The organism is Empedobacter sp. UBA6305, assembly GCF_002440405.1.
GTDB lineage: Bacteria > Bacteroidota > Bacteroidia > Flavobacteriales > Weeksellaceae > Empedobacter > Empedobacter falsenii_B.
Genome location: NZ_DJTP01000041.1, coordinates 168438 through 181752, shown reverse-complemented (window position 1 = coordinate 181752; position 13315 = coordinate 168438). Strand labels below are relative to the sequence as shown.

Annotated in this window: 15 protein-coding genes; 6 read left to right on the top strand and 9 right to left on the bottom strand. The window is 31.2% G+C overall.

The genetic code is table 11. The features are described 5' to 3' along the window. Nucleotides 1-72: 72 nt before the first annotated feature. Nucleotides 73-669, top strand: coding sequence for a ribonuclease HII (locus B3M86_RS10505; protein ID WP_286494711.1), 597 nt, complete (start codon nt 73-75; stop codon nt 667-669). Between the two features lie 63 nt (nt 670-732). Here B3M86_RS10505 and coaD read toward each other — a convergent pair whose 3' ends face one another. Both coaD and B3M86_RS10495 read right to left on the bottom strand, forming a co-directional pair. Beyond that, complete coding sequence (coaD, locus tag B3M86_RS10500; protein ID WP_115001540.1) at nt 733-1194, bottom strand: pantetheine-phosphate adenylyltransferase; 462 nt, start codon at nt 1192-1194, stop codon at nt 733-735. Beyond that, nucleotides 1182-2171 (bottom strand): D-alanine--D-alanine ligase, encoded by a 990-nt coding sequence (locus B3M86_RS10495; protein WP_115001541.1) that lies wholly within the window; start codon nt 2169-2171, stop codon nt 1182-1184. The genes coaD and B3M86_RS10495 overlap by 13 nt, the downstream gene beginning before the upstream one ends. Before the next feature lie 91 nt (nt 2172-2262). Here B3M86_RS10495 and B3M86_RS10490 point away from each other — a divergent pair, with 91 nt between their 5' ends. The 3 genes from B3M86_RS10490 (at nt 2263) to B3M86_RS10480 (ending at nt 5646) form a co-directional block, all read left to right on the top strand. Continuing rightward, nucleotides 2263-3231: a PASTA domain-containing protein gene (locus B3M86_RS10490; protein ID WP_286494713.1), complete on the top strand. Its 969-nt coding sequence runs from the start codon at nt 2263-2265 to the stop codon at nt 3229-3231. Between the two features lie 11 nt (nt 3232-3242). Continuing rightward, nucleotides 3243-4334 (top strand): RluA family pseudouridine synthase, encoded by a 1092-nt coding sequence (locus B3M86_RS10485; RefSeq protein WP_115001543.1) that lies wholly within the window; start codon nt 3243-3245, stop codon nt 4332-4334. Between the two features lie 76 nt (nt 4335-4410). Then, nucleotides 4411-5646: a DEAD/DEAH box helicase gene (locus B3M86_RS10480; protein ID WP_286494714.1), complete on the top strand. Its 1236-nt coding sequence runs from the start codon at nt 4411-4413 to the stop codon at nt 5644-5646. A gap of 63 nt (nt 5647-5709) precedes the next feature. Here B3M86_RS10480 and B3M86_RS10475 read toward each other — a convergent pair whose 3' ends face one another. The 6 genes from B3M86_RS10475 to lipA all read right to left on the bottom strand — a co-directional run bounded on the left by B3M86_RS10475 (nt 5710) and on the right by lipA (nt 11580). After that, a complete protein-coding gene (locus B3M86_RS10475; protein ID WP_291075788.1) occupies nt 5710-6870 on the bottom strand; it encodes a dicarboxylate/amino acid:cation symporter in 1161 nt (386 codons plus the stop codon). A 142-nt stretch (nt 6871-7012) separates the two neighbouring features. Next, a complete protein-coding gene (locus B3M86_RS10470; RefSeq protein ID WP_291075790.1) occupies nt 7013-8272 on the bottom strand; it encodes a CinA family nicotinamide mononucleotide deamidase-related protein in 1260 nt (419 codons plus the stop codon). 50 nt (nt 8273-8322) lie between these two features. Then, entirely contained in the window at nt 8323-9078 is a 756-nt protein-coding gene (locus tag B3M86_RS10465) for a GLPGLI family protein (protein ID WP_291075792.1), read from the bottom strand. Between the two features lies 1 nt (nt 9079). After that, a complete protein-coding gene (locus tag B3M86_RS10460; protein ID WP_286494717.1) occupies nt 9080-9838 on the bottom strand; it encodes a GLPGLI family protein in 759 nt (252 codons plus the stop codon). Nucleotides 9839-9840: 2 nt separating this feature from the next. Continuing rightward, on the bottom strand, nt 9841-10629 hold the full coding sequence (locus B3M86_RS10455; RefSeq protein ID WP_125348637.1) for a GLPGLI family protein: 789 nt from the start codon (nt 10627-10629) through the stop codon (nt 9841-9843). Between the two features lie 81 nt (nt 10630-10710). Continuing rightward, nucleotides 10711-11580: a lipoyl synthase gene (gene lipA, locus B3M86_RS10450; RefSeq protein ID WP_280036882.1), complete on the bottom strand. Its 870-nt coding sequence runs from the start codon at nt 11578-11580 to the stop codon at nt 10711-10713. Nucleotides 11581-11715: 135 nt separating this feature from the next. On the opposite strand from lipA, the gene B3M86_RS10445 reads away from it, so the two are divergent. Next, nucleotides 11716-12207: a copper resistance protein NlpE gene (locus B3M86_RS10445; protein WP_286494718.1), complete on the top strand. Its 492-nt coding sequence runs from the start codon at nt 11716-11718 to the stop codon at nt 12205-12207. Between the two features lie 46 nt (nt 12208-12253). Here the strand turns inward: B3M86_RS10445 and B3M86_RS10440 are convergent, their stop codons facing one another. Then, on the bottom strand, nt 12254-12760 hold the full coding sequence (locus B3M86_RS10440) for a methylated-DNA--[protein]-cysteine S-methyltransferase (protein ID WP_291075794.1): 507 nt from the start codon (nt 12758-12760) through the stop codon (nt 12254-12256). An 85-nt stretch (nt 12761-12845) separates the two neighbouring features. Between B3M86_RS10440 and B3M86_RS10435 the strand changes: the two genes are divergently transcribed. After that, on the top strand, nt 12846-13298 hold the full coding sequence (locus B3M86_RS10435) for a copper resistance protein NlpE (RefSeq protein WP_115001559.1): 453 nt from the start codon (nt 12846-12848) through the stop codon (nt 13296-13298). Nucleotides 13299-13315: the final 17 nt, after the last annotated feature.

The following is a 13315-nucleotide window of genomic DNA, read 5'->3' as shown; positions in this document are numbered from 1 at the left end:
CTTAAGATTTCTATAACATTTACAAAACTTTTTTATGCTAAATTTTGATAACTTTGTTAAAAATATAAAAAATTGTACAAAGTTTTATCAAATCACGAATATGAAATAGGTTGCGATGAAGCAGGAAGAGGATGTTTAAGTGGTCCGGTTGTAGCAGCAGCCGTTATTTTGGGAAATGATTTTGAAAATGAAATTATTAATGATTCAAAACAATTATCTGAAAAGAAAAGAAATTCGTTGAGAACATTTATAGAAGAAAATGCTAAATATTGGGCAATTGGAATTGTTTGGCCAAATGAAATTGACGAAATAAATATCTTAAACGCTAGTTTTTTGGCTATGCATCGAGCAATAGATCAATTAGATTGTCCGAAAGATTTGATTGTTGTTGATGGAAATCGTTTTAATAAATATCATGATGTCTCACACGAGTGTATTATAAAAGGTGATTCAAAATATATGAATATTGCGGCAGCATCTATTTTAGCAAAAACGTATCGTGATGAATATATGGAAAAAATCCACGAAGAATTTCCAATGTACGATTGGAAAAAAAATAAAGGTTATCCAACAAAAGCTCATCGCTTAGCAATAAAAGAATATGGAGCTACTCCTTATCATAGAATGACATTTAAATTATTACCAGATCAATTAAGCTTAGATTTATAGAAAATAAAAATGAGAGCATTATATAATGCTCTCGTTTTATATATAATATTATATAACGTTATTCTAAATCCTCACAACATCTGGAACTAATATCTCATACTTCCCTCCGTTTCGCATAACATCGCGAACAATACTTGAACTGATGTAAGCTTTACCAGAAGATGTTAATAAAAAGATTGTTTCGATATTATGATTGGTAATTGCTCGGTTTGTGTGCGCAATCGCTTTCTCAAATTCGAAATCGGCTGGATTACGAAGTCCTCGTAAAATAAATTGTGCATTTACTTCATCACAAAAATCGACAGTCAGACCTTTGTAAGCCATTACTTCTACATTTTCGAATTTCGCAACCGAATCTTCAATAAACTTAATTCTTTGCTCCAAAGAGAACATATAATTCTTTGATGAATTTGTACCGATAGCAACAATAATCTTGTCAAATAAAGGAACTGCACGCTCTATAATATCTAAATGCCCTAAAGTAATTGGATCAAAAGATCCAGGAAAAACGGCTATTCTATCCATGCTGAAGGTCTATTTAAAGCAAATTCTATTTCACTATCCATCAAATCTTCCAAAGCAATTCCTGCATGAGCAGCTTGCTGAGGAAAAATACTTGCAGGAGAAAAACCTGGCAACGTATTCATTTCAATAAAATGCGGCTCTCCGTTTACAATAATATATTCTGAACGCGAAAAACCAGACATATTAATACATTTATATGCTTTAGCCGCAATTTCTCTTACTCTTGCTTCAACTTCTGGTGTTAAACGAGCTGGTGTAATTTCGTCAGACAAACCATTATATTTTGCATCATAATCAAAAAATTCTGTGTGCGAAACAATTTCTGTAATTCCCAACACCATTGTTTCTCCTTTGTAATTTAAAACTCCGACCGATATCTCAGTTCCATCTAAGAAAGATTCGATCAAAACTTCTTTATCTTCAAGAAAAGCTTTTTGCATTGCAGCTTCAAATTCATCTTCTTTATGAACTTTCGAAATTCCTAAACTAGATCCTGAACGATTTGGTTTCACGAAACAAGGTAAACCAACTTGATCGATAATTTCTTTTGCAGAATATTGATCTCCTTGATTAAGATAAATTGATTTCGCGTGTGGAATTCCATATTTACTCAATACTGCGATACAATCTTTTTTATTAAATGTTAAGGCAGATTGATAAAAAGGGCATCCATTGTATGGTAAACCAATCATTTCAAAATACGCTTGCAAATAACCATCTTCGCCTGGCGTACCATGAATTGTATTAAAAACGACATCAAACGTAATTTTTTCTCCATTTTTTTCAAATGAAAAATCACCTTTATTGATTGGATATTTTTCGCCTTCAATTTCGGCAAACCAACCTTCTTTTAAGATTCGAACCCTTGTTCTGTCGTACTTTTCTGGATTTAGACTTGAGTAAATTAACTCGCAACTTTTCAACGAAATCACGCTTTCATCCGTATATCCACCTGCTACAACTGCTACTCTTAACATGTTTAATTTAAAATTTATTCAAATATAGAACTTTGACATCAATCATAAATATTATTTTTAAACTATATTTGTGCGACAATTTATCATTTCAATGAAAGGAGTAAAATCAATCATTCAAGTTTTGCTGAATGTAGCTATTGTAATAGCGCTATCATTTGGGCTTTACCATTTTATTTTTAACATTTGGTTAGATTCGTATACAAATCACAATGAATTTGTTGAAGTTCCGGATTTATCTAAAATGAATATTACTGATGCTACAGCTAAGTTAGAAGAACTTGGTTTGACATACGAAGTAGATAGTTCTCGTTTTGATCCAAATACGAAACCTTTTGCTATTATGGATTTTTATCCTGCAGCAGAATCGCGTGTAAAAGAAGGTCGTCGTATCTTTATTAAGTCAAATCCGAAAACATATCGTCCAGTTGAATTACCAGATTTAGTTGGAAAATCAAAACGTTTAGCCTTTACACAATTAGAAATTTCTGGTCTTAAAATTGGAAAAATAATTTACGAACCAGATTTAGCAAAAGATGCAGTTCTTAAAATATTATACAACGGAAAAATTGTAAAAGCAGGAGAACAATTACCTCGTTTTGCGACAGTTGATTTGGTATTAGGACGCGGAATGTTATCTGGTGTTAGAATGCCTAATTTGGTTAATTTAACATTGACAGAAGCTAAAAAATCAATCAAAGATAATTTCTTCGAGATTGGTCAAATCAAATTTATTGGAGCTTCTCATGATACAATCAACGCAAGAGTTGTTTATCAATTCCCATTTGCTACGGATACTTACGATCAAGGTCAACCAATTGATATTTGGTTATCAACAGAACCTCGCGATAAAATTAGAACGCAGTTAAAAGAATTGGATGTTCAGTACAAAAACTTTGGCGAAGATACAATTAGCGGTTCTCAATATAGAGATATTATAACACAAAAAGCTGAACAGCAGATCAAAGATATGCAACAACAGCAACAACAAAATAATCAGCCTACAGAGCAACAAAAGCCTACAGAAGCGCCTAAAGCTCCAGAAGAGATTATTATAGAATAGAAAGAGAATAAATGACAGAAGATTTAGAAGATTTCTTACAAGAGGAAAACGACAATAAATTATACGAGCATTTTTCAATAACGGTTGACAAAGGTCAATCGTTATTGCGTATAGATAAGTTCTTAATGATTAGAATTGAGAACGCAACAAGAAATAAAATTCAACAAGCAGCCGATAACGGAAACATTTTAGTGAACAATGAATCTGTAAAATCGAATTACAAAGTAAAGCCTGGAGATTTTATTCAGATTATGTTAGAAACTCCTCCACGCGAGAATGAAGTTATAGCAGAAGATATTCCAATCAAAATTATTTACGAAGATGATCAAGTTGTCGTAATTGATAAAGAACCTGGAATGGTTGTACACCCTGGACATGGAAATTATACAGGAACTTTGGTAAATGCCTTAAAGTTTCATTTTGATAATTTACCATCAATGTCAGATCAGATGGAACGTCCTGGTTTGGTACACCGTATCGATAAAGACACAAGCGGACTTTTGGTTATTGCGAAGACAGAAGTTGCGATGACAAGTTTAGCAGAACAATTTGCAGCTCACACAACAGACCGTTTATACAATGCTTTGGTTTGGGGAGTTTTGGCAGAACAAGAAGGAACAATTACAGGACATATTGGTCGACACTTAAAAGATCGTATGCAAATGGCAGTTTTTCCTGATGGAGATCAAGGTAAACATGCTGTGACACATTATAAAGTAATGGAGAATTTTTCTTATGTTACATTGGTCGAATGTAAATTAGAAACTGGTCGTACACATCAAATTCGTGCGCATTTCAAACATTTGGGTCATCCATTATTCAATGATGCTCGTTATGGTGGAGATCGCATTTTGAAAGGAACAACATTCAACAAATACAAACAGTTTGTTGACAATTGTTTCGCTGCTTGTCCTCGCCAAGCTTTACACGCACGCACATTAGGATTTGATCATCCTACAACAGGAGAACGTATGTATTTCGAATCCCCGATGCCTGCTGATATGATAGATATTTTAGAACGTTGGAGAAATTATTCGGCAAACTCTGTTCATGCAACAGAACCTGAGGAAAAAATTGATCGCAACGCAAAAGAAATGGAATAGATTTATTTTTAATTATAAAGCACTTCTACGGAAGTGCTTATCTATTTCTATATAAAAACTTACACGATTTTAATCAATGAATTTTTCAGAATTAAATATAATTGAACCAATTTTAAAAGCAATTGATGAGGCTGGATATACAGAACCAACCGAAATTCAAGAGCAATCTATTCCTTTAGTTTTAGAAGGAAATGATATTATTGGTTGTGCACAAACAGGAACAGGAAAAACAGCATCTTTCGCAATTCCTATTCTACAAAACTTAACAAATTCTCCGAGTAAAGGAAGAAAAATTAGAACATTAATTTTAACGCCAACACGTGAATTAGCCATTCAAATCAACGAAAGTTTTAAATTATATGGTAAAAATTTACCATTAAAACATTTAGCGATTTTTGGAGGTGTTAATCAAAATCCACAAATTGGAGCCATCAAAAATGGTGTTGATATTTTAATTGCAACGCCTGGTCGTTTGTTGGATTTGATTGGACAAGGACATTTAAAAATTAATCAAATAGAGATTTTTGTTTTAGATGAAGCCGATCGTATGTTGGATATGGGATTTGTTCATGAAATCAAAAAGATTTTAGAAATCATTCCAAAAGAAAGACAATCACTTTTCTTCTCGGCAACGATGCCAAAAAACATTCGAAAATTTTCTCATTCAGTTCTTCGTCGTCCAAAAGAAGTCAGCGTGGCACCTGTTTCTTCGACTGCCGAAACAGTTGAGCAATTTGTTTATCATGTAGACAAAGACATGAAAGTAAAACTTTTGGTTAGCATTTTAAACGAGCATCCAGAAGATCGTACCTTGATTTTTACACGTACAAAACACGGCGCAAATCGTTTGGTAAGACACTTGGAAAAAGCAGGAATCCCTGCTGCGGCAATTCATGGTGATAAATCTCAAAATGCAAGACAACGTGCTTTAAATGATTTCAAAGAAGAAAAATTAAAAGTATTAATTGCCACTGATATTGCTGCTCGTGGAATCGATATTGATCAATTACCTTATGTGATCAATTACGAATTACCGAATGTTCCTGAAACATATGTACACCGAATCGGACGTACTGGTCGTGCGGGACGCGAAGGAAAAGCAATTTCTTTATGTGCTGCTGACGAAAGAGGTGATTTGGCAAATATTGAGAAATTGATTGGTAATTATGTGACGGTGATTAAAACACCAAAAGAGTTTTATAAATTACCTGACGCAAATAGTAACAATAATAATTTCAAGAAAAATAATACAGGTTTTAAACCCAAAAAAGATACGAAACCAAAGAATCCTCATCGAGGAAGAAGAAAATAAAGCAAAAATAAATCACTTCGAAATGAAGTGATTTTTTTTATATTTTTCATAGTTGAGTTAAAATTATTTCTCATCAGCATATTTATCTACAATCATGCTCAATGCGCCATCAGTTGTAATATTACACGCCGTTCCAAAACTATCCTGCAATGCGAAAATAGTCAAGATTAGAGCTACTCCAGCTTCATCAAATCCTAAAACATTTGAAATTAATCCTAACGAAGCGACAACTGTTCCACCTGGAACTCCTGGTGCACCAACTGCAAAAACGCCTAAAAGCAAAACAAAAGTTACCATTGTTCCTAAATCAGGAATATGACCATACAATACTTGCGAAACCGTCATCACAAAGAAAACTTCTGTCAAAACCGAACCACATAAATGTGTATTCGAGAAAAATGGAATCGTAAAATTAGCAATCGTTGGTTTAATTACTTTACTATCGTCAACTGCTTTCACAGCAATACCCAAAGATGCAGCAGATGACATTGTTCCAACAGCCGTTAAATAGACAGGAGGATAATGTTTTAGTAGTTTGAATGGATTTGTTTTATGATAAAATCCTGCGATTGTATACATTAATGTCATCCAAATAAAATGACCAATAATAACGATTAAAATTACTTTCAAGAAAACTGGTAATTGTTTTTCAATAGAACCTTCATAACTCAAAATTGCAAAATTTGCAGCAATGAAAAAAGGTAAAATCGGAATCAAAACTTTATTTACCAAAAGAATTACAATATCTTTGAATTGATCAAAAATCTTTTCTAATTCCTTCGCTTTTGTAATCAAAATTCCCATTCCTAGCATCAACGAAATAACCAACGCTGTCATCACCGAAAAAATTGGCGGAATATCTAATTGAAATAAAATTTTTGGAACTTCTCGCAACGAATCCACTGAAGTTGGAATAGATAAATTTGGAATGATTTGATAACCTGCAATCATCGAAAATAACCCCGCTCCTATTGAAGATAAATATGCAATTAATAATGAAAAACCTACTATTTTAGCAGAGCCTTCGCTTAATTTCGTAATTGAAGAAACAATAAAACCAATCACAATTAACGGAACCAAAAAGAAGATTAATTGTCCTGTAAAATATTTTAAGGATAAAACAACTTGAATTGTATTTTCGTTCAGATAAATTCCTAAAACCAAACCGGCAATCACACCCAAAAGCAATCGAAATAATGTATTGCTCGCAATCTTTTTTAACATTTGACACAAAATTTGCGACAAATATAAACTCTATTAATTTAATAGACTAAATATGTTTTAAGAAATATTCTAAATCTTTCTTCTAAGTCATTTGACATTAAAAAAATATACTGTCATTCTTAGTTGTCCAAGAGTTATTATTTTAAGACTCCTCTCTCACAAACTGAATTGCCAAATTAAGTGCATTATTCGAAACAATTTTGATGAAATCTTCTCGATCTAAATAGGGATAAAAATATTTTTTATTCCATGTTGAATGACCATTTGTAATCGAAATCCAAACTGTTCCAACCTCTTTTCCATCTTCACCTTTATTTGGACCAGCGACACCAGTTGTAGAAATACTAATATCCGTTTTTAATTGATTTCGAACACCTTTTGCCATTTGTTCAGCAACTTGTTCCGAAACTACTGTAAATTCATCAATATCAGATTGATTCACATTTAGCAAATTTACTTTTACCGAAGTGTCGTATGAAACTATTGTTCCAAAATAATAAGCAGAACTTCCCGAAACAGAAGTGATCAAACTTGCTATATTTCCTCCAGTACAACTTTCGGCAGTCGAAATTGTCAATCCTTTTTCTTTTAAAATATCACCCAAAATTTGCTGCGCATTTCCTGAATTTTCAGAAACTAGAAATTCTCCTGCAATTAATTTGAATTGATTGATTTGATGCTGAATTTCATTTTGTAAAAATTCTTTATCTGTTCCAAACGCTGAAAATCGTAAATCAATAGAAGTTCGATTCGGTAAATACGCCAAATGAATAAATTCGGGCAAATTATTTTCCCAATCTTCTAACAAAATTGCTAAATCACTTTCAGGAATTCCACTTATCAAAATATCACGATGAACAATAGTTTCTGATTGAAATTGGTTTTGTAATCTTTGAATAATTTCATCGCGCATCAAACCTTTCATTTCAAAAGGAACACCTGGCAAATTGATGATGATTTTATCATTAATAGTAGTCCAAAGACATGGCGCCGTTCCGTATTTGTTCTGAATAAATGTAGATTTTTCTGGAATTAAAGCTTGATCTTGATTCAGACTATTTAATTCTTTTGTGTAACCTCTTGTTTGAAATAATTGAACAATATTCTCTAAAATTTTTGGTTCTTGAATTAATTCACAATCTAAAAATTGACACAAAGCTACTTTGGTTTTATCATCTTTTGTCGGTCCTAAACCTCCTGTAACAATTACAATATCTGATTTAGAAATTCCTCGTTCGAAAGCTTCAATAATATGATTCATTTCGTCTTGAACAGAAATAATTTCTTCCACTTCAATCCCATTCGTATTCAATTGTTTGGCGATAAATGCCGAATTTGTATCCACAATTTGTCCGATAAGAATTTCATCACCAATTGTGAGTAATGTCGCTTTAATTTTCATACACAAAAAAACTTGCTTAAAGTTAAGCAAGTTTGTTATGTATTCTTTTATTATTTTTCAACTCCTTGGTTAGCTGCTTCTCGTTGTATTTGATTTGAATCTTCGATCATTTTTAGAAATTCTGAATAGGATACCTTTTGTAACTTATTATTTATTGTAAAAATTGGTGCTTTTTTTAATTCTTTTTTCTTTGTCGCATTCCACGAAATCATCACTTCTACATCATCTTTCGTGTATTTATAATTCAATTCTAAAATCAAACCTTTTGTACCATAATATTTATCTGGCGAATACGAATAAGGAATTGAAGGCGCATACCAAGCAATAACATCAACATCTTTGTATTTCCCGATTGCTTCTTTGGTTTCGATTCCAAGAATAGTTTTACTTTTTCCAGTATCAGTAAAATTTACATAATTAAGCGAATCATAAATGATCATTTTCTTTACAAACAAATCTGTTTCATTGTAAAAAACTTTCTCTTTGTAATCAAAAATTGGTTTTTCTCCTATATCTGGACTAATTCCCATTGAACCTCCTTGTGCTTGTTGAGAATTATCTATTTTTTGAATATTCACTGATTGACTTTGAGTTTTATTATAGGAAAATTGATAATTAATCGAAGGAATATTTTTAGACATTTCTAAAACTTCGTCTCTTTGTTTTTGATCTGGATAATATTGTTTCAAATTTTCTAAAGCTTTATCCGTAAAATGAATTTGAGGTTGAACTTCGTATTCAATTTCATAAAATTGAGCATTTGCGATACTAGAAATCAGAATAATTAGTGCGATTATTTTTTTCATTTTAGTCCTTTTTTTCTATTCCTTGATTGTTAGCGTCATTTCTTTTTTTATCAAGGTCATCCCAAATTCTCTCTAATTCATCGCTCGAAACTCTATTTCCTTTTGTCGGAACAATAAATTTGAATTTAGGTTTTTCTTTGATGTAATTTGCTTTATAAACTCCAAAATATTTCCCCATTCCATCTTCATAAGAAATTTCAAGATCAAGGACTAAACCGCCTGGACTTTTGAAATTAATAAGCATCAAATCTGTTTTAATTTCTGGAACAAACCAAGCTACAAATATTCTGTCATTAAAATTTGCTGTTGCTTTTTGTACTTTATATCCGAGAATATTTTTTGTTTCATTTGATAATTTCCAATCAAGATTATTTATATTATCGTAAACAATATATTTTTTTCCATAAACATCTTGTTGCATCAACGTTTCTTGTTTTGCATGATTGAAATAAGTTGTTCCAAAATACATATATGGTGCACTTTTCTTGATAAAAACAATCTGTCCTTGCCCATTCTGAACTTTTGGTAATTCAATTACGTTTGCTTCATCTTTATTCAAAATAAATTTAAAATCTAAAGCAGGAGGATTTTCATTCTGATAGATATTTTGTTTTCTTACTTCAGGATCAGAAATCTCTTTATAAAAATCTAAACCTTTTTCATTGTATTTTACTTTAATCTGAGTCTCATATTCTACTTCATAAAACTGAGCTTGCGCAAAACTAGAAATGATGATAATTAGTGTTAATAGCTTTCTCATATTTATTTTTTATCAATTCCTTGAGTGTTATTATACATTTCGTTACGTTTCTTGTTGGCTTCGTCATAAATTTTTGCTATTTCTTGTTGAGATACAATAGGTAATTTTGAAGCTTTATCAGCTTTAAGAGGATTTTTGAATTTATATTTTTTTACATTTGGTTGAATAGCTTCTACACGAATAATATTATCCATTCGTCCAACTTTTTCACTTTCAACAAATAAATTCATCTCTAAAACAAATCCTTCAATTGGTTTTACATTTATCGGCATAAAATCAAAATCAATTTCTTTGGTATACCATGCTTCTACTTTATATTTTTTAAAATCAGAAGTTGCTTTATAAACTTTATAACCCAATATTTCTTTTGTTTCGTTTGAATATTCCCAAACTAACTCTTCTATTGGATTTTTGACAATATATTTTTTACCGTAAACATCTTCTTCTTTATAATTTTCATTCAATCTAAAATCTGAATATGTCACTCCTAAAGGCAGTCCTACAACTGATTTTTTAATTTCTCCCTGATAATTTTGATCGTTATTAATTTTTTCTTGTTCAACAGAATTTTGCTCATTTTTAGAAGAATAAATTAAAAAATCTATTGGTTTTGGATTTTCATTCTGTTCAATATTCCATTTTCTTTGTTCTTCATTTTTAATATCTGAAAAAACTTTTTCAATATATTCTGAAGTATACTTTGTATGATGTTTAAATCTTACTTTCACTTCATAAACTTGCGCTTGCGCAAAACTTGAAAAAATGATAATTAGTGTTAAGAAGTTTTTCATAATTGTAATTTATATTTTAAAAATAAAAAAAAAAAGTTACAAATCATTGCAACTCTTCTAAATATTAAATTTAAATTATTTTTATAAAATATGTTTCTCAGCGTGGTAAGAAGAACGAACCAATGGTCCAGATTCTACATGACGGAATCCTAATCCACGAGCGAAATCTTCGTATTTTTTGAATTGTTCTGGCGTGATAAATTCTTTCAAAGGCAAATGTTTTTTCGTTGGTTGTAAATATTGACCAATTGTAATGACATCTACATTTGCATCAGCAACTTCCTGAATTGTTTCAAAAACTTCGTCTTCAAACTCACCTAAACCAAGCATAATTCCAGTCTTTGTACGATGTTGACCTGCTTCTTTTGCATAACGTAAAACTTCTAACGAACGATCATATTTTGCTTGTATACGAACTTCGCGCGTTAAACGACGAACCGTTTCCATATTATGAGAAAGTACTTCTGGAGCAGCTTCTACAATACGATCGATGTGTTTTTCGATTCCTTGAAAATCTGGAATCAAAGTTTCCATCGTTGTTCCTGGGCTAATTCTACGAACAGCGTGTATTGTTTCTGCCCAAATAATAGAACCCATATCTTTTAAATCATCACGGTCAACAGAAGTTAAAACCGCATGTTTTATTTGCATTAATTTGATAGAACGCGCTACTTTTTCTGGTTCTGCCCAATCAACTTGCTCTGGACGACCAGTTTTTACACCACAAAAACCGCATGAACGCGTACACACATTTCCCAAAATCATAAATGTCGCAGTTCCTTCACCCCAACATTCGCCCATATTAGGACAACTTCCACTTTGGCAAATGGTGTTCAATTTATATTTATCAACTAAACCTCTTAATTCGCGATGTTTTTTTCCCGTAGGCAATTTTACACGCAACCATTCAGGTTTTTTTACTCTTCCATCTGGTAATAGCTCAACACTCATACATTACTTTTCTGATTGGCTAATTTACAAAGTTTTTTCGAAAGCTATTACATCCTAAATAAATGTAATAAAAATATAGTTTTTAACATTTTTTGGAATATTATTTGGATTTTAATCAGTTAAAATCAATAACAAATGAAAAAATCAATTATCCTTACACTTATTTTTAGCTCAGTAATTTATAGTTGCGAAACAAAGACAGATAAAGAACTTATAAAAACTGAAGAAGCAACAACTGATCATAAAGATTCAACTATTCAAAAAGAACCAATAAACTCATCAGATACACATATTATTGATACGCATAATGCGAAAACTTCTATTGATTGGGTAGGAACTTATGATGGAATTTTACCATGTGCTGATTGTGCTGGAATTAAAACAACTGTAACTTTAAATAAAGATGAAACTATAAAAGTAGTTTCTGAATATATGAAAGGGAACCAAAAATTAATAGATGAAGGTCATTTCCAATGGACTGCTGATAATAATGCTTTGTATTTAGATACAAAAGATAAAAATCGACATTTTTATAGAGTAGGTGAAAATAAACTAATTATCCTATCTCAAGAAGGTGAAGATATCAAAGGTCCATTAGCAGATAAATACATTTTATTAAAAAAGTAAGATTATTAAATCAATATGAAAGACAGTAATTAAGCTGTCTTTCATATTAAAATAAGTTTAATTGTTGCGATTCTAATTCTAACAAAAATTTTTTGCGTTTCTTTCCGCCAGCATATCCAGTTAACGTACCATCTGAACCAATTACGCGATGACAAGGCACTACGATTGCAATTTTGTTTTTTGCGTTCGCATTTGCAACTGCTCGTATCGCTAATAAATCTCCAACAGCTATCGATTGTTCTTTGTATGATCTTGTTTCTCCAAATGGAATTTTGATTAATTCGTTCCAAACTTTTTTCTGGAAATCTGTTCCAATCAAATCAAGTGGAATGGTAAATTCTTTTAAATTTCCTTTAAAATAATCGTTCAATTCATTTTCTAAACGATTCAAAATATCATCATCTTTTTCCAAAATTTCACCCAAGTTTTCTATTTCTTTGAGTTGTTTTTCGGTCGATTTTCCATCAAAAAACTCTAACATACAAAGTCCTTTTTCCGACTTTATGGCAAGCATTTCTCCAAGAGGTGTTTGTATTTTTTTTGAGCGAAGCATTTTATAAAATTTTAGTTGAAAGTTAGAAAAATATAGTCGTAATTTGGTATCAAATTTGTTGTTAAAAATATCATAAAATTAATTTATGAAAAAATCTATTTTCGCGAGTATTTTCGCATCTTTCATTATATTCTCTTGCCAATCAAAAGGTGTTCAACAAGAACAAAAAAATACAGATTCTTCTAAAGAAATTACAGAAGCTGTAAAAAAAGAACACAATTCTATGAATTCGTTGGATTGGGCTGGAAAATATGAAGGAACTTTACCTTGCGCCGATTGTGAGGGAATAAAATATATTGTTGAATTGAAAAAAGATGGTAACTTTTTTATTGAACAAGAATATTTAGGAAAAGAAACAGTTTATCAAGACGAAGGATTTTATAAATGGGATGCTTCTGGAAATGTTTTACATTTAAATTCTAATGTAAGTCCGTTAGTGTTGAAAGTTGAAGAAAATAGATTGAAAGTTTTGGATCAACAAGGAAAAGAAATCACAGGAAATTTGAAAGATAAATACATCTTGAAAAAAACTAAATAATAATAAATAAAAGGCAA